This is a genomic window from Paralcaligenes ginsengisoli (assembly GCF_054781135.1).
In genome coordinates this window covers 1-21233 of sequence record NZ_BAAGUZ010000019.1, presented here as the reverse complement: position 1 = coordinate 21233, position 21233 = coordinate 1, and the positions used below count along the sequence as shown (strand labels likewise).

At 58.4% G+C, this 21233-nt stretch carries 23 protein-coding genes; 8 read left to right on the top strand and 15 right to left on the bottom strand.

Features of this window, described 5'->3' with window-relative positions; translation table 11 throughout:
- Positions 1 to 16 precede the first annotated feature (16 nt).
- The 11 genes from ACYVIS_RS10325 to ACYVIS_RS10275 form a co-directional block, all read right to left on the bottom strand.
- Positions 17 to 730: an ABC transporter ATP-binding protein gene (locus ACYVIS_RS10325; RefSeq protein WP_460873916.1), complete on the bottom strand. Its 714-nt coding sequence runs from the start codon at positions 728 to 730 to the stop codon at positions 17 to 19.
- Positions 727 to 1488 (bottom strand): ABC transporter ATP-binding protein, encoded by a 762-nt coding sequence (locus ACYVIS_RS10320; protein WP_232741408.1) that lies wholly within the window; start codon positions 1486 to 1488, stop codon positions 727 to 729. The genes ACYVIS_RS10325 and ACYVIS_RS10320 overlap by 4 nt, the downstream gene beginning before the upstream one ends.
- On the bottom strand, positions 1488 to 2357 hold the full coding sequence (locus ACYVIS_RS10315) for a branched-chain amino acid ABC transporter permease (protein WP_460873915.1): 870 nt from the start codon (positions 2355 to 2357) through the stop codon (positions 1488 to 1490). The genes ACYVIS_RS10320 and ACYVIS_RS10315 overlap by 1 nt, the downstream gene beginning before the upstream one ends.
- Position 2358: 1 nt before the next feature.
- A complete protein-coding gene (locus ACYVIS_RS10310; RefSeq protein ID WP_232741406.1) occupies positions 2359 to 3240 on the bottom strand; it encodes a branched-chain amino acid ABC transporter permease in 882 nt (293 codons plus the stop codon).
- Between the two features lie 114 nt (positions 3241 to 3354).
- Positions 3355 to 4515, bottom strand: coding sequence for an ABC transporter substrate-binding protein (locus tag ACYVIS_RS10305; RefSeq protein ID WP_232741405.1), 1161 nt, complete (start codon positions 4513 to 4515; stop codon positions 3355 to 3357).
- 273 nt (positions 4516 to 4788) lie between these two features.
- Positions 4789 to 5493: an ABC transporter ATP-binding protein gene (locus ACYVIS_RS10300; RefSeq protein WP_232744686.1), complete on the bottom strand. Its 705-nt coding sequence runs from the start codon at positions 5491 to 5493 to the stop codon at positions 4789 to 4791.
- Between the two features lie 4 nt (positions 5494 to 5497).
- A complete protein-coding gene (locus ACYVIS_RS10295) occupies positions 5498 to 6223 on the bottom strand; it encodes an ABC transporter ATP-binding protein (RefSeq protein WP_232741404.1) in 726 nt (241 codons plus the stop codon).
- Positions 6204 to 7238: a branched-chain amino acid ABC transporter permease gene (locus ACYVIS_RS10290; protein WP_460873978.1), complete on the bottom strand. Its 1035-nt coding sequence runs from the start codon at positions 7236 to 7238 to the stop codon at positions 6204 to 6206. Before ACYVIS_RS10290 ends, ACYVIS_RS10295 begins: the two co-directional genes overlap by 20 nt.
- Before the next feature lie 7 nt (positions 7239 to 7245).
- Positions 7246 to 8097, bottom strand: a complete 852-nt coding sequence (locus ACYVIS_RS10285; RefSeq protein WP_232741402.1) for a branched-chain amino acid ABC transporter permease — start codon at positions 8095 to 8097, stop codon at positions 7246 to 7248.
- Positions 8098 to 8123: 26 nt separating this feature from the next.
- Positions 8124 to 9374 carry an ABC transporter substrate-binding protein gene (locus ACYVIS_RS10280; RefSeq protein WP_232741401.1) on the bottom strand — a complete coding sequence of 417 codons (1251 nt, stop codon included), beginning with the start codon at positions 9372 to 9374 and terminating at the stop codon, positions 8124 to 8126.
- 88 nt (positions 9375 to 9462) lie between these two features.
- The gene (locus ACYVIS_RS10275; protein ID WP_460873914.1) at positions 9463 to 10236 is read right to left on the bottom strand and encodes a putative hydro-lyase; all 774 of its coding nucleotides are present in this window, start codon (positions 10234 to 10236) and stop codon (positions 9463 to 9465) included.
- 131 nt (positions 10237 to 10367) lie between these two features.
- Here ACYVIS_RS10275 and ACYVIS_RS10270 point away from each other — a divergent pair, with 131 nt between their 5' ends.
- Positions 10368 to 11306, top strand: a complete 939-nt coding sequence (locus ACYVIS_RS10270; RefSeq protein ID WP_460873913.1) for a LysR family transcriptional regulator — start codon at positions 10368 to 10370, stop codon at positions 11304 to 11306.
- A gap of 777 nt (positions 11307 to 12083) precedes the next feature.
- Here the strand turns inward: ACYVIS_RS10270 and ACYVIS_RS10265 are convergent.
- From ACYVIS_RS10265 to ACYVIS_RS10250, 4 genes are all read right to left on the bottom strand, one after another.
- Positions 12084 to 13298 carry an MFS transporter gene (locus tag ACYVIS_RS10265; protein ID WP_460873912.1) on the bottom strand — a complete coding sequence of 405 codons (1215 nt, stop codon included), beginning with the start codon at positions 13296 to 13298 and terminating at the stop codon, positions 12084 to 12086.
- 47 nt (positions 13299 to 13345) lie between these two features.
- Positions 13346 to 13738 carry a DUF427 domain-containing protein gene (locus tag ACYVIS_RS10260; RefSeq protein ID WP_232741397.1) on the bottom strand — a complete coding sequence of 131 codons (393 nt, stop codon included), beginning with the start codon at positions 13736 to 13738 and terminating at the stop codon, positions 13346 to 13348.
- Between the two features lie 260 nt (positions 13739 to 13998).
- On the bottom strand, positions 13999 to 14637 hold the full coding sequence (locus ACYVIS_RS10255) for a TetR/AcrR family transcriptional regulator (protein WP_460873911.1): 639 nt from the start codon (positions 14635 to 14637) through the stop codon (positions 13999 to 14001).
- A 31-nt stretch (positions 14638 to 14668) separates the two neighbouring features.
- Entirely contained in the window at positions 14669 to 15106 is a 438-nt protein-coding gene (locus ACYVIS_RS10250) for a hypothetical protein (protein WP_232741395.1), read from the bottom strand.
- 26 nt (positions 15107 to 15132) lie between these two features.
- On the opposite strand from ACYVIS_RS10250, the gene ACYVIS_RS10245 reads away from it, so the two are divergent.
- The 7 genes from ACYVIS_RS10245 (at position 15133) to ACYVIS_RS10215 (ending at position 21132) form a co-directional block, all read left to right on the top strand.
- Entirely contained in the window at positions 15133 to 15306 is a 174-nt protein-coding gene (locus tag ACYVIS_RS10245) for a hypothetical protein (RefSeq protein WP_460873910.1), read from the top strand.
- A gap of 209 nt (positions 15307 to 15515) precedes the next feature.
- Positions 15516 to 16526, top strand: coding sequence for a LacI family DNA-binding transcriptional regulator (locus ACYVIS_RS10240; protein ID WP_460873909.1), 1011 nt, complete (start codon positions 15516 to 15518; stop codon positions 16524 to 16526).
- Positions 16527 to 16597: 71 nt separating this feature from the next.
- On the top strand, positions 16598 to 17611 hold the full coding sequence (locus ACYVIS_RS10235) for an ABC transporter substrate-binding protein (protein ID WP_460873908.1): 1014 nt from the start codon (positions 16598 to 16600) through the stop codon (positions 17609 to 17611).
- A 13-nt stretch (positions 17612 to 17624) separates the two neighbouring features.
- Positions 17625 to 18449, top strand: coding sequence for an ABC transporter permease (locus ACYVIS_RS10230; RefSeq protein ID WP_460873907.1), 825 nt, complete (start codon positions 17625 to 17627; stop codon positions 18447 to 18449).
- A complete protein-coding gene (locus ACYVIS_RS10225) occupies positions 18446 to 19243 on the top strand; it encodes an ABC transporter permease (protein ID WP_460873906.1) in 798 nt (265 codons plus the stop codon). Before ACYVIS_RS10230 ends, ACYVIS_RS10225 begins: the two co-directional genes overlap by 4 nt.
- A 12-nt stretch (positions 19244 to 19255) precedes the next feature.
- Positions 19256 to 20305, top strand: coding sequence for an ABC transporter ATP-binding protein (locus ACYVIS_RS10220; protein ID WP_460873905.1), 1050 nt, complete (start codon positions 19256 to 19258; stop codon positions 20303 to 20305).
- A 2-nt stretch (positions 20306 to 20307) separates the two neighbouring features.
- Positions 20308 to 21132: a phosphodiesterase gene (locus ACYVIS_RS10215; RefSeq protein WP_232741388.1), complete on the top strand. Its 825-nt coding sequence runs from the start codon at positions 20308 to 20310 to the stop codon at positions 21130 to 21132.
- Positions 21133 to 21233 lie beyond the last annotated feature (101 nt).

Genomic DNA, 21233 nt, shown 5'->3' with positions numbered 1-21233 from the left:
TAATACCTTCGCCCCGCTATCCGCCCATATAGGCTTCGATTACCCTGGGGTTGTGCAGCAGGTTTTCACCGCTGTCGGCCAGCACGATCCGGCCGGTTTCAAGCACATAGCCGCGCTGCGCGATGCGCAGGGCCTGCCGTACATTTTGCTCGACCAGAAAGATGGTGAGACCGGTGCGATTGATTTCCTGCAGGATCTGGAAGATTTCCCGCACCAGCAGGGGTGCCAGGCCCATGGATGGTTCATCGAGCAATAATATGCGCGGCTTTGCCATCAATGCGCGTGCGATCGCCAGCATTTGCTGCTCGCCGCCCGACAGGTTTCCGGCCAGGCCGGCGGCGCGTTTCTTCAGCACCGGAAACAGCGTATATACCCAGTCCAGGTCCTGGGCGATCTGCGCTTTGTCGCTTCGGGTATAGGCGCCCAGTTCCAGGTTTTCATGAATTGTCAGCGTAGTGAGAATCGCCCGGCCTTCAGCGACTTGAACCACGCCGCTGCGCACGATCCGGTGCGGCGAAAGCCGGGTCAGGTCGGTACCGTCGAGCAGCACTTGGCCGCGGACAGATTTCAGCAAGCCTGAAATGGCCAGCAGGGTAGTGCTCTTGCCCGCGCCATTGGCTCCGACCAGGGCCGTGATCTCGCCGCTGTTCAGTGTCAGGCTTATGCCTTTGACCGCTTCGATGTGGCCATAGGAAACCACGAGATCGGTAACCCGCAGAATCTCGCTCATTCGTCTTCTTCCTTGCCCAGATAGGCCTCGATTACTTGCGGATTGTTGCGGATTTCTTCCGGTGGGCCTTCGGCGATAATGCGCCCGAAATTGAGCACGGCAATACGATCGCACAAGCCCATTACGAAACGCATATCGTGCTCGATCAGGAATATGCTGTAGCCGCGTTGCTTGATGCCGATGATCTGCGCCATGAGCTCGGTTTTCTCCGCCGAGTTCATGCCTGCCACCGGCTCGTCGAGCAACAGCAATTTGGGTTGTGTGGCCAGCGCCCGCGCGAACTCCAGTTTGCGCTGCTCGCCGTAGGAGAGGTTGTCGGCCAGCATATCGGCCTTGTGGTCGAGCTTGACCCAGGACAGCAGCTCGAGCGCCCGTTCGCGGGCCTGGGCTTCGATCTGGCGAAATGAACGCAGGTTGAACAGCAGGCCGGCAAAGTTGTAATCGAGGTGGCCGTGCATGCCTATCACCACGTTTTCCAGCAGGCTGGCATCCTTGAACAGGCGGATGTTCTGGAACGTACGTGCGATGCCCAGTTTGGTAATCTGGTGCGGCGGCAGTTTGGCGAGGTCCGTGCCATTGAATTCGATGCGGCCGCCCGATGCGCGCAACAAACCGGTTGCCAGGTTGAACACTGTGGTTTTGCCGGCTCCGTTGGGGCCGATCAGGCCGAAAATAGTGCCCTGCGGCACGTCGAAGCTGACGTCCGCAAGAACCTTCAGGCCGCCGAACTCTTTGCTGATCTGGTTGAATTGCAGCATCAGGGCACCTTCCGTGCTTTGCGGCGTTGCCAGAATGCGTGGATCCGCCTGGGATCCCAGACCCCATTGGGTAAGTACAAGACCACCAGGATGAGGATCAGGCCATTGATGGCAAGGCGAAAATCCTTGAAGGGGCGCAGTATTTCCGGCAACAGCGTCAGGATGGTTGCGCCGACCGTTGGCCCGATCAGGTTGCTGATGCCCCCGAACACGGCCATGGTCAGGATGTCCACGGCGTTTTCGAATGCGTAGTTGCCGGGTCCGATGGTAAATGTGTAATGCGCGTTCAGGCCGCCGGCAATGCCCGCGATTGCGCCTCCCAGCGCAAACGCGAACAGCTTGTATCCCGCCACGTTGATGCCCATCAGTTGTGCCGCCACCTCGTCGGCCTTGATCGCCTCGAATGCGCGGCCGATCCGGGAGCGCCGCATGCGCCCCAGCAGGTACAGCATTACCGCCAATAACAGCACGATGTGCCAGAACTCGGTTTTCAGCGGTATGCCATTGAGCCCCATCGGCCCGCCGGTAATGTCCAGGTTCAGGAGGATGATCCGGACGACTTCGCCAAAGCCGAGTGTCGCCATGGCCAGGTAAACGCCGGACAGGCGCAGGGTAGGTATCCCGATGATCAAGGCGACCATCGCCGGCAATGCCCCTGCCGCGGCAAGCGCCACGGGAAAGGACAGCCCGGTCTGCATGCTGATGAGGGCCGCGGTATAGGCGCCTATGCCCATGAAGGCCGCATTGGCCAGCGACAGCAGGCCGCAGGCCAGGGTTACGTAAATCGACAGGGCCAGCATGGCGTTGACGCCTATGCTGTACACCACTGTATTGTAGGTTGCCCAGAATCCATCCCACCAGTCGAGCATATCAGGCCTTTCTTTCCAGTACTTTGCCAAACATGCCCGATGGCCTGATCAACAGAATCAGAAACAGCAACCCGAATGCGACCGCATCGCGGAAATCGCTGGAGAAGTAGGCCACCGTCAATACTTCGGCAAAGCCGAGGAACAAGCCGCCGATCAGCGCGCCGCGAATATCGCCCATGCCTCCGAGAATAATGACCGCGACGCCTTTGAGCAGCATGGGCTGCCCCATATAAGGCGAAATCGCATTGAATGATAGCCCGACCAGTACGCCGGCGGCGCCGCCCAGCGCAGCCGCGGCAAAGGAAGTCAGGTAGAACAGCCCTTCGACGTTGATGCCCAGCAGGCAGGCCGCTTTCGGCGATTCGGCGATGGCGCGCAGTGCGCGGCCCAGCTGCGTTTTACGCATGATGGCCAGCAGCACCAGCATCAGTATGAATGAAACCGCGATAATGCCGACCTGCAGCGCTGTTATGTGCAGGTGCCCGAGGTTATAGCTTCCTTCGGGAATGGTGCCCTGCGGGAACCGTTTGGTTTCGACGCCGAACAGGCCCTGCGTCAGATTGGTCAGCATGATTGCCACGCCGATGGTGGCGATCATGGGTATCAAATGGGGTACATTGCGGGCGCGCAAGGGCCGCAAGATCAGGTAATCGACTGCCAGCCCGATCAGGCCGGTAAGCAGCATTGCCCCCACCAACGCAAGCCATAGCGGCACGGCCAGTGTATTCACCAGCAGCAGCGCGACATAGCTGCCCAGCATGAAAATGGCGCCGTGGGACAAATTAATGACGCCCAATACGCCAAAGATGAGCGTGAAGCCCAGTGCAAACAGGGCATAGACACTGCCTAGCGAAAGCGCGTTAAAAAGCTGTTGTTCGAGCATGGCGTCGGTAGGTTGATAAAAACAAGGGCATTTTCGGGGGTAGCCAAAAATGCCCGTTCGCCAAATACTGGAAATGCATCTGGCGCGCCGTTCAAGCGTGTTTGCCGAGTGGCGCTACTTAAGCACTACGAATTTGCTGTGCTGGGCGATATTCACGATGGCATCTTGCTGCGCGTCGTAGCCCACCGGTTTGCCGGTTTTGGAGGCTGGGGCGGGGCGGAATGCAAACTTGCCGGTCGCGCCATCCCATTTGACGGTTGGCAGCGCCACACGCAGAGCGTCGCGGTCTTTGGCGAGATCGCCGCTGAGCTTGACGCTTTTCAGTGCCGTCGCGACGATGTGCATGGCGTCATACGCCTGGGCCGCGAATTGGTCGGGAGCCACGTTGAATTTGCTCTTGTAGGCGGCAATGAACGCCTGGTTGGCCGGCGCGGTATTTTCCGATGACCATGGGCTGCCCATAATGGAATTGTCGGCGGCATCTTTGGCGATATCGAACAGCTTGGGCGAGTTAAGGCCGTTGCCGCCGATGAACGGCTGCTTCATGCCCAGCGAGCGCGCCTGCAGAATAATATTGCCGGCTTCCTCGGCAAGGCAAGAGCAGACGATGGCGTCTGGATTGCTGGCCTTGATCTTGGTGAGTTGCGCCTTGAAATCGACGTCGCCTTTTGCGTAGGTTTCGGTATCGCTTACCGGAATTTTCTGATCGGCCAGCGTGGCCTTGAATACGTTATAGCCATCTTTGGTGAACGCATCGTCATTGCCGTAAATGACGGCAACTTTTTTAAGATTGAAGTGCTTGACGGCGGCACGTGTGCTGACCGGCAGCACGTCGGCTTCCATTACGGAATTGCGAAATGTGAAAGGCCCCATCTGGGTTATGCCATCGGCGGTGTTGCTGGTGCCGAACACCACTACTTTGGCGGCATTGGCGATCGGGTCCGCGGCAAAAGCCGAGTTCGACAGGGTAGGGCCAAACACCATCAGCACTTTATCCTGGAAAATCAGTTTTTTGAAGACGTTGATGGCTTCTTCTTTCTTGCCCTGTTCGTCTTCAACGACCAGCGCGAGCTTGTTGCCATTGACGCCGCCTTTGGCGTTGATTTCGTCGGCGGCCAGCGTAAACCCGTTTTTTATGGCTACGCCGTACTTGCCTGCCGGGCCGCTCAACGCTTCGGCCACCCCCAGTTTGATATCGGCCGCATAGGCCGTGCTGGCCAGGCTGGCGCTAAGCAGGACTAAAGGCAATGTTTTAAGCAAATGACGGATTTGCATCTTTTTCTCCAACGGCAAAGGTAGTTTCGAGGATACGTTGGCGTCGCACAATTCCATTCCAGTGTTGGGGTGTTTCGAGTTGAATTATGTTGTTACAAAGAAGGGGCGTCGGCGCGGTTGGTGGGACATTATGCCATCGGGATTACTCGCTGGTCAAAATTTGACACATTAATGAAGCTTGTCTGTCCCGCTCCGGGCGACTGATCCGTTTGGTCGGCGCCCGGTGTGTTTGAATCGGTGTTCAGTGAATCGGCGAGTCAGGACGGACAGTGCTTACAGGCCAAGGTAAGCCTGCCGAACCTGGTCTGATGAGCCGATTTCTTCCGCGCTGCCTTGCAGTGCGATTTTGCCGCTTTGCATTACGTAAGCTCGGGTTGCCAGCTCCAGGGCTTGCGCCATGTTCTGTTCGACCAGCAGAATGGATGTGCCGTTCCGGTTCAGATTCGCCAGGGTGTCGAAGACCGTTTCGACCAGTAGCGGCGACAAGCCCAGGCTGGGTTCGTCCACCAGCAAAAGCCTTGGGCCGCTCATCAGTGCGCGTCCGATGGCAAGCATCTGGCGTTCACCTCCGGACAGGGTGCCGGCGATTTGCGCGCGGCGCTCGGCCAGCCTGGGAAATAGTGCATACACCTGCTCCAGGCGTTCGCGATAAAGCGCTTCACCGGGAACCACATAGGCGCCAAGGTGCAGGTTCTGCTCTACCGTTTGCCGTGCAAACACCCGGCCACCCTCCGGGATCAGGGCTATGCCGCGCTTGACCAGTACATCGGGCGTCAGCCCGGTAATATCGGCGCCGTCGAAGGCGATGCGTCCGGATTTCGGTTTTACCGAACCGATGATGGACAGCAGCGTGCTTGATTTGCCGGCGCCATTGGCGCCCAGCAATGCGGTAATTTCGCCGGGATGCACTTCAAGCGATATGCCCCGTACCGCCTGCACACCGCCATAAGCCACATGCAGGTCTTCCACTTTCAGCAAGGCCTTATCCGGCACGGTACTTCCTCCCCAGATATGCCCCGATGACTTCGGGGTTGCGTACGACCTCTTCGGGAGTGCCCGAGGCGATCAGTTGCCCGAAATCCAGTACCAGAACCCGATGTGCAAGCCGCATTACAACCTCCAGCACGTGTTCGACAATCACCAGCGCCACTCCTTTTGCGTGGATCGATCGCAATATTTCAGCCAGTTCGCGGGCTTCGCTGGGGTTGAGCCCGCCCGCTACCTCGTCGAGCAGCAATAGTTTGGGGGATGCCGCCAGGGCCCGTGCCAGTTCGACCCGTTTTTGGCCGGCTACGTTCAGTTCCCCCGCCGGAGTCGGGCCGCGATCGCCCAGCCCCACAGTGTCCAGTACCTGTTGCGCGGCAGCTCGCGCGCCGGCAAGGCTGGGTTGCCGCAGCAATGCGCCAATCATGACGTTATCGAGCACCGTCATGGCCGCGAAGCTGCGTGGGATCTGGTAGGTACGCATCAGCCCCATGGCCGCTATGGCTTCCGGCGCCTGACCCACGAGCTGGACGCCATTGAACGTCACGCTGCCCGATGTGGGCTGATGGTGGCCTGCCAGGCCGTTGAACAAAGTGCTTTTGCCGGCACCGTTCGGGCCAATGATGGCGACGATCTCACCGGTATCGACATCGAAGCTGATGTCTCGGTTGGCGACCAGGCCGCCAAAATTCTTGGTCAGGTTTTTAACTTCCAGCAGAGCCACGACGCACCTTGAGTGTGATCAAGCCTTTCGGCAGGAAGAGGCTGACGAGGATGATTGCCAGCCCATAAAGCAGCAGATCGAATCCGTGGCCGGAACTGCCCATGGCAACGCGCATGCCCTCGGCCAGTGGAATCAGCAATGCCGCTCCCAGCCACGGGCCGGCAAGGGTACCGATGCCGCCGAGAATCGTGACCAGCACGATCTGGATGGACAGAGTCAGGCTGAAAGCTGAATCGGGGTCGATGAACCCGATATAGATGGCATAGAAGCCTCCCCACATCCCGGTCAGGGCGGCCGACAGCACGAAAGCAAGCATCTTGTAGCGTTCGGCGGGCACCCCCAGGCTGCGCGCCGCGGCTTCGTCGCCGTTGATGGCGCGCCAGTAATAGCCTGTTTTTGAGCGGGCCAGCACGAATGTGGCCCACAAGGTGAACAAGGCCAGCCCGAAGGCGATCCAGTAATAGGGTTCTTTTGAGCGAAACAGCAGCAGCCAGGCACTGTTGGCAATAGGGGCTTCGATGCCGGTTGCGCCGCCGGCCCAGGTCCAGTTGGTCATCAGCAACTGGGCGACCGACAGCAGCGCGATCGTGGCCATTGCAAAATAGTGGCCGGTAAGACGCAGCGTGGGTTTGCCGACGATGAACGCCACCGCGGCCGCTACAAGACCGCCCAGAGGGATCCCAAGCCAGGGGCTGAGCTTTAGCGCATGCAGCAACAATAGAGTGGTGTAGGCGCCGGCTCCAAGAAATACGGCATGCCCGAACGAAACCCGCCCGAGAAAGCCGCTGACCAGGTTCCAGGCGGCCCCCAGGGCGCCGTACATCAGCGTCATGACGACAATTTGCTGGTAAAACGAGTCGGTCACCACCAGCGGAAAGACCGCCAGCGCCACCACGGCCAATACGAGTCCGCGCACGGCCCCGGATCGGCTGGAGGCGGAAATGGCCTTCCAGCCGGTAGGCTCGGACAGGGACGGCGCCCGCATGTCTTGCGGCCCGGTTTGATTTTTGTCGATTTTCATTTCACCAACGCCCGAAAAGACCACGTGGCCGGTACCAGAGAACCAGCAGGAAAATCAGGAAGATGCTGACCATCTTGTAAGCCGGTTCGACCAGATACCCGGTCATCGATTCGATGACGCCGATCAGTATCCCGGAAATGAATGCCCCGGGCAGCGAGCCGAAACCGCCCATGGCCACGGCCACGAAGGCCAGCAAGCCGAACACATTGCCCACCGAGGGGAATACATAGAAAAAGGTGGTCAGCAATGCGCCGGCCAGGCCCACCACCGCGCTGCCCAGGATCCAGACTTGAGCATTGACGCGATCGGAGGCGATTCCGACAAAGGAGGCCGCTTGCCGGTCTTCAGCCACGGCTTGCAGCGCATGGCCCCAGCGCGTGCGGTACACCAGCATGAACAGCAGTCCGATCACCACCAGCGCGACCAGGCCGGTTGCCACCTGGGGGCGTCCGAGCGAAACACCGGCCAGGTGAACGCTGCCGGACAGCCAGGTATCGGGCAGATTGCGGTAGTCCGGCGAAAAGAAAATGAAGGCGAGTTGCCGCAGCACCAGCCCCAGGCCGAAGGTGGCCAGAATCACGATCATGGCCGGCGCCCGCTGCAGTGGGCGGATAATGAGCCCGTAGGAAAGAAAGCCCACGAAGCCCAGGCCGCAGGCCACTATTGGAGCCGAAAGAGTTGGATCGACATGCCCAATGGTGAACATCCAGTAGGCGGCATACATGCCGAGCATCAGGAATTCGCCATGCGCAAAATTGATGACGTCCGTAATGCCCCAGATCAATGCCAGGCCCACCGCGACCAAAGCATAGATCAGGCCATTGAACAAACCTGTGGCGAGAGCTTCGAACACATTATTCTCCTCGCGTCAGGGGCTGCCTATTTCTTCCAGGAGAAGGGGAGCGTGGGCAGGTCTTTCATTTTCTTGTAGCGGTCGGGCCAGACAGTCTGGTAGTCCTTGCCTACCAATTGCAGGATCAGGCCTTGCCCCTTCAGGTTCTGCCCCTTGTCGTCGAACTTGACGCCGGCCCAGGGCATGACGATTTGATCCGCGTCCAGGTTGGTGGCGACCAGCGCCTTGCGTATGGCGTCGGGCTTGGTGGATCCGGCCCGATCAATGGCATCGGCGAGCACCAGAATACCTTGCAGGGACCGTGCGCTGTTGCCATTCAGGTCTTTGCCGGCCCGCGCCTTGAACATATCGTTCAGTTGCTTGATGACCGGCTTGATGGTGTACAGATCGTTGGACCATACGTCGCGTGTCAGCACGCCTTGCACCTGCGGGCCGACTTCGGAGATGAAGCGCGAATCGATAAAGCCGGCATCGTTGGCGAGCATGATGGGCGGGGCGTAGTTCATTTGGCGCATGGTGCGCACAAAGAGCATTGCGTCGGATGTGTAGCTGGCAAAGATGGCCACGTCGGGTTTGGCGGCGGCGAGTTTTTGCGTTTCCGAATTCAGTGACGGCGTGCCGGCGGAATAGGCGATGTTGGCGACGATTTGCCGGCCGGATTGCTTGGCGAATTTCTCTACGGCTTTGTAGGTGTTCACGCCGAAATCGGTGTTCTCGTAGACGACGGCAATTTTCTTGGTGGGTACTTTTTTGATGCCGTCGAGAAATTCCATCATGTTGCTGATGAAGGTTTCGTCGTTGGGCGTGGTGCGGAAAAACCATTTGTAGCCGCGCTCGGTCAGGTCGGGGCTGCTCGATTCGCCGTTTACATACGGAATTTCACGCTGTTCGGTAATGCGGCTCGATGTTTTGGTGACCGCCGACTGATAGGCGCCAACCAGCGCCACGACATGTTCCTGGTCGATCAGGCGCTGGGCTTCCGCCTGGCCGACATCGGGCTTGCCCTGCGAATCGGCGAAGATGACCTGGATCTTGGCGCCGCCAAGATGAGGCAGCCCGGCGCCGGCCGCCAGCGGTATGCCCTTGAGTTCGGGGTGATCTTTGTTGACCACGTCCACCGCCAGTTCGATGGCCTGCTTGAGTTCGATTCCGGTCGAGGCAAGAGCGCCGCTCAGTGGGTATATGGCGCCGATCTTGATGACTTTTTCCTCGGCCGAAGCGCCTTGCGTCAGCATCATGCCGAGGCACGCAATCAGCGCTGCTATGACTTTTTTCATGTTTTGTCTCCAGACTGTAGCTATTTCGAGGAATGATCCTTTCCTCATGGGTGCCCGCGTCTTTGCGTGGGTCAGTGGGCTTTATATATCAGAATGTGGCAAGAGCGCTATTCGGGATATCAGTAACCAGCATGTGGCCAGGCTTGTGGGTAATGGCAATAGGCAGGCGAGCCGAGCGAATCGCTTCCTGAGGCGTTACCCCGCAGGCCCAGAATACCGGCAGTTCGTCGGAATGGACGGCAACAGGCTCTCCGTAGTCGGGCTTTTGCAGGTCGGCGATGCCGATGAGGCGGGGGTCTCCGATATGGACGGGCGCGCCGTGGACAGCCGGAAAGCGGCTGGTAATCTGGATTGCACGGATTGCGTCGCTGCTTTTCATGGGGCGCATGGAAACGACCATATTGCCGCCGAATGGGCCAGCGGGCACGTTTGGCGTGGAGCTGCGGTACATCGCTACGTTGCGTTTTTCCTCGATGTGGCGCAGCGGCACACCGGCCTGCATCAGCATTTGTTCGAAGGAAAACGAGCAGCCGATGGCAAACACGACGAAATCGGATTGCCAGACATCGTGCAGCGTGGTCAATTCCCCTGCCAATTGACCGTCGCGATATAGGTAGTACCCCGGGATATCGGTGCGTATGTCGATGTCGTGCCCGATCGATTCCATATTCCATTGCCCAGGTTCGCCGACGCCGAGCAAAGGGCAGGCCTTCGGGTTTCTTTGGCAGAAGCGCATGAAGTCGTCCGCATGCTCTTTGGGCAGGATGGCCAGGTTGGCCTGCGCGAATTCGCCGCAATAGCCGGCCGTGGGGGCGCGGAGCTGTCCCTGGCGTACTTGATGTCTTAGATCTTGTGGTGTCATGTGATGAGGCGAGAGGCAAGAGGCGGATCCCACTTTGAAGCATAGGAGCAATCAAGGTATTTTGCTATCGATTTTTTTTGCGCAATACCGTATAGTTTTTCTTAACTGATCGATCGCTGTGCGGAGCATGGGTGAATACACGCTTTATCGAGACTTTCGTCATGCTCGCCCAGCTCAAAAGCTTTCGGGCCACGGCCAGCGCGCTTCATGCGACGCCGGCCGCGATTTCGCTGCGTGTCAAGAGCCTGGAAGATGAATTGGGCGTCGAGCTGATCGACCGGTCATTCAAGGCATTCCGCCTTACCGCCAATGGGCAGCGTTTGCTGAATCAGGCCCGTTCCGTGCTCGAAGCGGTACGCCAGCTGCAGGTCGCGGCCCATCAGGAAGATGCCGTGCAGGGCTGCTTGCGGCTCGGCGTGAACGAAACCGTCGTTCATAGCTGGTTGGCACACTACATAAAGCAGCTCAACAGGGATTACCCGGAGCTGGAGGTCGAGTTGACTGTTGAAGTGAGCAGCGTGTTGCAAAAGCAATTGCTTGCCGGCGATCTCGATCTGGTGTTTCGCGTAGAGGGCATCGACAGCGACAAGATCGTGTCCGATGCGCTGGCCGTCTATCCCGTCCGATGGATAGCCAGAAAGAATTTTTTACCGCAGAATAAGCGTGATCTGATCAGGAATGTGCTGCAACATCCGGTGTTGACTTTTGGGCGCGGGACGGCGCCGCAACGGGCGATCGAGCAGATTGTGGCCAATTTCGCCAGTCAGGCGGGTATTCCCGCCGGCAAGGCTCATGTGCTGTGCTCTCCTTCGGTCGCGGCTATTGTCCGGCTCATCGAGAACGGTTTTGGCGTGGCGGCGATTCCGGCCTTGTTCGTGGCCGATGAGATAGCCAGTGGGGCTTTCGTCGAATTGCCCGTTCAACCGATCCCGCCTTCGGTTGTTATTTCCATGTGCTGGCACGCCAACGCAAAAATGCATGTGCATACCGCAGCCAATGCGGCGCGTGTCGCTTGCGAGTATTACTGCAAGAACACGGACCGCCGGCTGGTCAAGGCAATACTTAACTGAGTGATATTGCGATTGGGCGGCTTGATGGTTATTTCCGTTGGGGCTAAAGCATTTTTGGGTTGAGTTGTTTACAGGATTCGGTGGGTTGGTAGCTTTGGTATTTGAAGACGCCGTCTATCGGGGCTTGGGGTCAGGACCGGCACGGCGTGCTTCATCCGGATTTAGCACGTCAAGGCGGGCGTCGGGCGAACTCACTACGCCTCGCAAACTACGCGAGGCTCCGTTCAGACAGCGCCCGCCGACTACCCCCGCCTTGCCGAGCTAAATCCGGCGCACGCCTTACGCCGGTCCTGACCCCAAGCCCCGATAGACGGCTCACGTAATGACATGCCTGGAATTTACTTGCCGGCCCCAGCGTATACCTCGATGCATGACCTCACCGTTTCTCTCGGTGCATGACCCTAACGCTGCTCTCTATGCATTGCCTCAACGCAAGCCGCAGGGTGGGCGGTGCTGTGCAGTCCGGCGGTAGTCCAGCGCCGGGTGCTGACGAAGGGAAGGCGGGGGGTGTCGGCGGGCGCTGTCTGAGCCCGGCCTCGCGAGGCCGGGCGAGTTCGCCCGACGCCCGCCTGGACGAGGCAGACCCGGGCAGTCGGGGTGCGTAGCACCACGACCGCTGGACGTGCCGGACTGCACAGCACCGCCCACCCTGCGGCGTCTTTATAGAATTAACCGCCGCCTACACAGACAACACCGCAACACAGTCCAAAACTACAGCCCAAATTGAAAGCCACTAAAACACACTCAGCGCCGTAAAACACTAGAACCGAAAACGCACTAAGGAGCGCACGCGGCAATCGCGTTGCGAGGGCGACTGGTCCAGACAGCAAGCAGCAGGGCGGCGATGCCCAGCAGGGCGATTGCGGGCGACCCTATGTCCACGGCTGTTTCAAGGCCATGGGCCGTGGCCAGCACACCAAGCACGAGTGCAATGCTTCCCATGAACAGGTAGGCGATCAGATAAATCGCCGAAAGCGTGCCAGCGCGATGGCTGGCTGGCGCGTTTGCGCTGATCAGCGTCAGTCCGCCAAGAAATTGCAGACTGTAGGCCGCACCTGTAGTTACCGCGGCAGCCAGGAAGAGGGGCAGGGAGTGATGCGCGGCTGACAACATCAGCAGGGCCTGGCCAGCCACCGAAACGATACCCCCTCGAAGAATGTTTGTGCGGGCCGCGGCCCGTTTGGCGATAATTGCCACGGTGCCGCTCGATGCCGCGAATAGCGCGATTGCGGCACCGCTCACCAGCGCGTTCGACGAGCCTATAAGATCCTTCGCAATCTGTGCGCCCAGCGACAACATGATGGCGCCCAGTGCGTAGGCGGCTGTGACGGAAAGCGCCGAGGTCAGGAAAATCTTGCCCATGCCTTTGGGAATGCTGACGGACCCCGGACGCCAGCGTACAGAAGATGCGCCTTGCGCATGGCGCGGCAAGAACCACACGGCGGCAAATATGGCCAGCAGAACCACGAATAGCACCCAGAAATTGAGGCGTGTGGGAAAGGGAGCGTACTCGACCAGGGCTCCGCCGACCAGGGTTGCCAGGGCAAGGCCTGAGGATTGAGCGGCGGTGTTCATGGCGCTGGCGCGGTCCGATTGCCCCGGTGAGCTGAATTCAAGCATGGCGGCCGAGGCAGGGCCGGCGGACAGCCCCACACCCATTCCCATGAACGCGCGGCCGACAAATACCCAGCCGACGCTCGGAGCGACAGCGAAGAGCAGCACGCCAAGCAGCGAGGCGGCCAGCCCGAACAGAATGGTTGCACGGCGCCCGATGCGGTCCGAGACATTGCCGAACAGCAGCAGGGCGGCCACGACCACGACAGGGTAGACGGCAAAGATGGCCGTCGTCACGGTGGGTGTCAGGTGCCATTCGGCGGCATACAGGGGGTAAGTGACCGCGGGCGCCGCGCTGGTCCAGAGGGTGTGGGTAACGACCGCGGCCGCAACCCAAAAACTTGCCTGCTGCCCTAGCGTGCGTGTGGTAATCGTCATGGAAGATCCGGGTGTCTGAGCTTTGAGAATAGGTGTTGAGTGGTGGATCACGATCCGGGGGTAATGTGGTGCTCTTCAATTGTGTCGACACGATCAGGATAGAAGGCGACATGGTCCTTGATGGCGGCAACGGCCGCATAAGGAGCCTCGTAGGTCCATACGGCGTTGACCGAGCGTTCGCCGTCCAATGCAATGCTGTAGTAGGCGCACTCGCCCTTGTAAGGGCAATATGTGCTGTGATCGCTGCGTTCGAGAAGCGATATGTCGACATCCTTCATGGGTATGTACTGCACTGCCGGGTAATCAGCCTCCCGCAATGTCAGGGCATCGCGGGTGTTGGCGATAACACGTCCCTTGAGCGACACGATGACTTGCGACGGGTTTGTCCGGATTGTGATCGGATGATCGGGGCCGGGAGTTTTTACGGGTCTGGACGCCATGATTTCAAGTCCTTTTGTTGTGCACGAAAATCATTGTGCTGCTTCGCTGCCAACAGCGATGGGCACGCCGGCAAGGGTTCCCGTGGCGGGAAAAACGGAGGTACTCATCCAGCCTTCTTGCATGGATGCATACCGTTCTTTGAATCAGTATGTACGACCGTATTAATAGTGTCAAGAAAAAAATACGGTTGTACATATTTTTTTTGAGTGATGCGCTGAATGCGCTTGGCTGATTTCGCGCCCAGCTTCCTGGAAGAGGGTCAGTGGCCCAGGCCCGTTGTGTCCGCGCTGTGCTGATCCGGGTCGAACGACCCCGTTCGGCGCAGGATGCTCGAAAAGAGAATTTCTTTGAAGCGTTCCACCGGCACCGCGCTGCGCTGGGCTTTTGCCAAGAGGTTGGCGCCCTGGATCGATGAAACGATAAAGCCCGCAATTTCGTCGCAGTCGGTGCTGGGCGACAATTCGCCCGCTTTTACGGCGGCTCTGAGGCAGTAGGCGATGGATCGCTGCATTTCCGAGAATATCTCGACGAGGCGGTGCCGTATGAGTTCGCTGTGATCGCTGGCCTCGGCGGTAAAGTTGCCAAACAGACAGCCATTTCGCATGCCGTCCAGATTGAGGCGGTTTTTGCCGGTGTCGATATAAGTGCGGAGCCGCTGGAGCGGCGGCAGCGCATCGTTGAGCAGCGTCTCGTCCATTACATTCAGGTGGCGGGCGAAATAGAGATCGATGACTTCGATTCCGAAGGCTTCTTTCGAGGCGAAGTGATTGGTGAACGACCCTTGCGGCACGCCTGCCGCCTGGACAATATCGCGCACGCTCGCGCCTGCAAACCCGTGCTCGTGCACGACCCGCATGCCTATGGTCAGGAGTTTTTCGCGATGTGATGGTTTAGCCATGATTTCAATATAGTCGTACGTATTGGAGTTGTCAAACACAAAACGGAGCGCACCCGAGTCCGGCGCGAGAGCAGGCCATTTCGGGAATCGGCGAATTGCATGACGGGCTGATCCCATGTTGTACTGCTTGTATTCGTGGATCCCTTCCCCGATTCACAACCGGCATGAGAAAAAAGCAATGGAAATCCTGACTCAAGGCATTATTGTTGTCGTTGCATTCGCAATCGCCTTCAGTATCGCCAGAATGATAGTGCGCCGCCGCGCGGCGCAAGCGGCCAGACGTGTGCAGGCTAGTGTCGAGCAGCAGCGCCTTGATGAGTCGTTGAAAGGACCCGCCAGAAACAAGAGCAAGCGTCGAAGAGAGCAATTGCTGCAAAGAAAGGGTCGGAAGGCCTAGATTTTCCAGCAATATTTTCCAGCCATAATAAATAATTATCGTTTGGAAAACTGCCATGAAGATCAGCGCCATTCTCTGGCCGGCCCGTCAGTGTGCCAATGAATCCACCGATCGTTTCCCGGTCGGGGCGTTTCGATGCAATGACTTATGTGCCTGCCGATGCGGCGGCCGATGAAGGCTTGGCGGGCATATCGTACCGGTGGTCGTTCAGTTCGAACGAGGACTCGATTAAGCGTTTCCGGGACGCTGGAGTGTGGGGCTCATCGATCTAGCGGCTGGGCACCGGTATTTCCCCTATGGAAACTTCAAATCAAAGCTGGTATAAATTCAAAATCAAAAATGAAAACGTTTTCATTTGGTGCTGGTGTTATTCGATGGCGCAAGGCTGGCCGCAGGTGACATGCCGTCCGGTCAGGGTGTTTTCCTGGCTGACGGGCCTGTTGAATGATTCCTCAATTTTCACCGTTTTCGGGCTGGGCTTATGTCGAACATCAAGAGTGTGGCGAAGCTGGCGGCGTGTTCCATCGCCACCGTGTCGCGCTGTTTCAATGCCCCGCACCTGGTTCGTCCGGCCACGCTGGCCCGTGTCATGGAAATTTCCCGGCAGCAGAAATTCCGGCCCAGCATTATTGGCCAGCAATTGCGCCGAAACCAGACGGATCTGGTGGGCGTCATGTTGCCGTCTCTGGGGAATCCTGTGTTTGCCGATTGCATTGGCGGTATCGAGCAGGTGCTTGGCCAGCACAATAAGCGAATGCTGCTCACCACGACGCAATACGATTCGTCAAAGGAAGAGCAATTCATCGAAATCCTGTTGCGGCAAAAGGTGGACGGCCTGCTGTTGACCGTTGCCGATACGAAAAATAGCCGGGCGCTGGCATTGCTGTCCACTGAAAACATGCCCTATGTACTTATGTACAACCATGCGGCGGGGTACGAAACGGTTTCGGTCGACGACCGCAAGGCCGCTGGCGATGCCGTGCGGCATCTGCTTGGTTTCGGGCATCGGCGCATTGCCATGCTGGCCGGTTTCCTTACCGCGTCCGATCGTTCGGCGCATCGCTATCTGGGCTATCGGGACGCCATGCTGGAGGCAGGGCTCGAGCCCATGCCGCTTTCGGAGGTCGATTTTGGAACCCGCACACTCGAAACACAACTGCAATATTGGTTCCATACAATGAGCCGCCGTCCCACAGCCATATTCTGCAGCACGGATTTGCTGGCGCTGGAGGTCATCAAGGCATTGCGTCAGCGCTCAATTCATATTCCCCAGGACATTTCCGTCATGGGCTTCGACGGGCTGGAGTATGGCCAGCTTATCGAACCGGCTTTAACCACCATCAGTCAGCCTAACGGCGAAATCGGCCGACAGGCCGCCGAACGCCTGCTCAGGCAAATCGGCGGGGAGAGGAACGAGCGCGAGTCTTTGTTTTTGAACCATGCGCTTTTGGCAGGGAGGTCGGTAGGTTTGCCGCAGACTGGCGGTTCATGATCCGGAAATCCGGATCTGGCCTGCCGTAGGCACACTACTGTTTTTTTGCATATCAATGAAGGAGTCATTACGTGAAAACGACATTGCTTAGGTTCCTTGGCTTGGTAATAGTGTCCGCCGGACTCTATTCAGGCCCGGCGCAGGCTGAAAACCTGGCCATTTGCTATAACTGTCCGCCGCAGTGGGCCGACTGGGCAGGGCAAGTCAAAAACATCAAGAGCGATACGGGCATTACCGTTCCCTTGGACAATAAAAATTCGGGCCAATCCCTGGCCCAGATCATTACCGAGAAAAAAAGCCCGGTGGCCGATGTGGTCTATCTGGGTATTACCTCGGCTATCGAGGCCATGAAATACGATGTGCTGGGTACCTACAAGCCCAAGCACTGGGACGAAATCCCGGCCGACCTGAAAGACCCGGATGGCCACTGGGTTGCCATCCACTCGGGCACGATAGGCCTTTTCGTGAACAAGGCGGCGCTGGAAGGCAAGCCGGTTCCGCAGTCGTGGGCCGACCTGCTCAAGCCGGAATACAAGGGCATGGTGGGGTATCTGGATCCCAGCAGCGCTTTCGTGGGCTATGCCGGTGCCGTGGCCATCAACCAGGCTTCGGGCGGGTCCTTGACCGACTTCACTCCGGTGATCAATTATTTCAAGAAACTCAAGCAGAATCAGCCCATCGTGCCCAAGCAAACGTCTTATGCGCGCGTGCTGTCCGGCGAGATTCCGATCCTGATCGACTACGACTTCAACGCCTATCGGGCCAAGTACAAGGACAAGGCCGACGTGGTGTTCGTCATTCCCAAGGAAGGCACGGTGTCGGTTCCTTATGTGATGTCCATGGTCAAAGGCGCGCCTCATCCTGAAAACGCCCATAAGGTGCTGGATTATGTCTTGTCCGATAAAGGCCAGGCGCATTGGGCCAATGCCTTCCTGAAGCCGGTGCGCAATGTCGAAATACCTAAGGACGTCGCGGACAAATTCCTGCCCGCTTCCGATTATGCGCGCGCCAAAACCGTGAATTATGCGCAAATGGCCAAGGAGCAGGAAGCCTTCCAGCGTTTATATCTCGACCAGGTGCATTGATTAGCGACTCATCATGCGCGACCTGACCCTGCCCGCCCGCTGGCGTATTGCGCTGTTGCTGCCGGCGCTGATCATCTTCACCGCATTCTGGCTCATTCCCATCGGGGTGCTGGTGCGGATCAGCGCCGGCAACAATTTCTTCGATACCTATGGCGCCATCCTCAGCGATTCGCGGTACCTGACCAGCTTGTGGCAAACCGTGCTGCTGTCGCTTATTGTCACCGCCGCCACGATTGTCCTGTCGGTCATTGCGGGCTTGTTTCTAAGCCATAACGAATTTGCCGGAAAGCGGCTTCTGGTGTCGCTGCTGACCCTGCCGCTGGCTTTTCCCGGGGTAGTGGTGGGGTTCATGGTCATCATGCTGGCCGGCCGGCAGGGCTTGATCGGCAGCGTCAGTCAGGCGCTGCTCGGGCACAAGCTGGTGTTCGCCTATTCGATGTCGGGGCTGTTCCTGGGCTATCTGTATTTCTCAATCCCCAAGATAGTCCTGTCGGTGATGGCCGCCGCGCAGTCGATGGACCAATCCCTGGCGGAAGCGGCTCATTCCCTGGGGGCGGGGTCCTGGGAAGTGATGCGCGATGTCACTTTGCCCGCCCTGGCGCCCGCCCTGATCGCATCGGGGGCCATCTGCTTCGCCATTTCGATTGGCGCCTTCGGCACGGCTTTTACCCTGGCCACCGATATCAATGTCCTGCCCATGACGATTTATACCGAGTTCACGCTGAATGCCAATCTGGTAACGGCGGCGGCGTTGAGCGTCATACTCGGGATCGTTACGTGGGCTATTTTGATGCTGGCGCGCAATGTCGCCGGAACCACCATGGTGGCGGGCGGATGATGAAGCTGAACAAACGGTTCCTGTTCGGTGTGCAGCTCACCGTTACCTTGCTGATCTGCGCTTTTTTATTTGTACCGGTGGCGGTGTCGGTGCTGACTGGGTTTTCCGTCAATTACTTCAAGGGCGTCTCGGCCGGCCTGACCTTGAAGTGGGTGGTCCAGGTGCTGGGGGATTACCACGACGCCATCGTCAATTCTCTGCTGGTCGCCGGGTGCACGCTGCTTGTTGTGGTCCTGGTGGGAGTCCCCGCCGGATATGTGCTGTCGCGCTGGCAAAGCAGGGCTGCACGCATAATCGAAGAGCTGATCACCCTGCCCATTGCGCTGCCCGGCCTGGCCAGCGCATTGGCCATCATCAGCGTATACGGGGGCTTGCGGGACTTCCGCATCAGCCTGTGGTTCATTATTGCCGGGCACGTTATCTTTACCTTGCCCTTCATGGTGCGGTCGGTGGCTGCCGCCTGCTCGGGCCAGAACATCAAGATCCTGGAGGAGGGGGCGGCCAGTCTGGGCGCGCGCTTTTTCCAGCGATTCACGACTGTCGTCATACCCAATATCCGCTCGGGCATTATCGCCGGCGCACTCATGGTCGTAACTTTGTCGCTGGGTGAGTTCAACCTGACCTGGATGCTGCATACTCCCCAGACCAAGACCTTGCCGGTAGGCTTGGCCGATGCTTATGCTTCGCTGCGCATAGAAGTGGGCAGCGCCTACACCACGATCTTTTTTATCATCGTCATTCCCTTGCTATTGCTGATGCAGGCCATGGACAAGCCGACACGCCCGAAACATTGATGCGCCTTTCATATGAAGCTGAACTCCATTCCCATTGTCCTGGAAAATTGCAGCAAGACCTATAACCAGAAGGCGCGGGTGCTGCAGCCCATAGACCTGTCCATCAACGCGGGGGAAACCCTGGTCCTGCTCGGGCCGTCGGGTTGCGGCAAAACGACCACGCTGCGCCTGATTGCCGGCCTGGAACGCCCCGATCCGGGTGGCCGCATCCTGTTCGGCGATGAAGACGTAACCTTCAAGCCCATTGAAGAGCGCAGGGTCGGCATGGTGTTTCAAAACTATGCGCTGTTTCCCAACTTCAGCGTCAGGGAAAACATCGGCTACGGCCTGAAAATCAAGAAGGTGCCGGTCGGCCAGCGAAATCGGCGCGTCGACGAATTGCTGGCATTGGTCCACTTGAGCGAACATGCCGACAAGAATATCGCCCAGTTGTCGGGAGGGCAGAAGCAGCGCGTGGCCCTGGCGCGCGCGCTGGCTCCCGAGCCGCGCGTGCTGTTGCTGGACGAGCCCCTCACCGCCCTGGATGCCAAGCTGCGCGAAACGCTCAGGACCGATATGGACCTGTTGTTGAAAAGCCTGGGCGTGACGACCGTTTATGTCACGCACGACCAGGCCGAGGCCATGGTGCTTGGGGATCGCGTTATCGTGATGAGCGCAGGGCGCATCGAACAGGCCGGTTCGCCGCGCGACATTTACTTCCAGCCGAAGAACCGCCATGTGGCTCATTTCCTGGGATCGTTGAATGCCTTGCGCGGGACTTTCCAGGACGGCGCATTTCATGCAAAAGGGGGATATCTGCCCTGTTCGCCGCAAGCTGCCGGTTTGTCCGAGGTTTTTTTCAGGTCTGAAGACGCCGAGCTGGTTGCGCCCGAATCCAGCACTTTGCGCGGTACGATCAGCAATGTGCAGTTCCTGGGTGAGCGCACCAGAATCTACCTGGAAGGGGTTACCGACGGCTCCATGATTTGTGTGGAAACGTCGAATCGCAGCGATTACCGGGTGGGCCAGCAGGCCGGCTTGCTGATTGCGCCGGAACGCATGCTGCTTATAGGCGGGGATTAATCATGTTATTGGCCCAGATCAGCGATCTGCATATAAAAAGGCCGGGGCTGCTGGCTTACAAGAAAGTGGATACCACTGTGTATCTGCGTGCCTGCGTCGCCAAGCTGAACGCTTTGCAGCCCAGGCCCGATGCCTTGATCATTACCGGCGATCTGGCGGATTTCGGTGCGGTGCCGGAATATGAATCGTTGCGCCGGGAACTTTCCGTCCTGGCTATTCCTTATTACCTGGTTGTCGGCAATCATGATCACCGGGCTTCGTTGCAGCAAGTGTTTCCCGATCATGCCTATTTGCGTTGCGGTCCGGCATTTGTACAGTACACGCTCGATTTCGACGAACTGGCCCTGATTGTGCTCGATACCCAGGATCCGCCCAACAGCGGCGGGCGTCTGTGCACCGAGCGTCTGTCGTGGCTGGCGGGTGAGTTGGAACGGCAACGCGATAAAACCGTTATGGTTGCCATGCATCATCCGCCGTTCGAATGCGGCATCGGCCACATGGACAAACAGGCGCTGGACCCGCAGGATGCGGAGCGCCTGGAAGCCTTGCTGAATGGTTACCGCAATGTAGAGCGCGTCATCTGCGGCCATGTGCATCGCTCTGCCGTGACCCGTTTCGGGAATACTGTGGCGAGTATTTGTCCTTCGCCTGCTCACCAGGTTGCCTACGATTTGAGCCCGGATGGTCCCAGCGCTTTTGTCATGGAGCCGCCGGCATTCCATGTGCATGCGCATCTGGGGCAGCGCTGGGTTACGCATACGGTTTATGTCGACGATTACGGCGGGCGGTATCCGTTTTACGATGCGGCAGGCAAGTTGATCGACTAGAGCGTTTTTGGTTTGGGTGTTTACGGGATTCGGTGGAGGATAGGTATTTAAAGACGCCGTCTATCGGGGCTTGGGGTCAGGGCCGGCACGGCGTGCTGGAT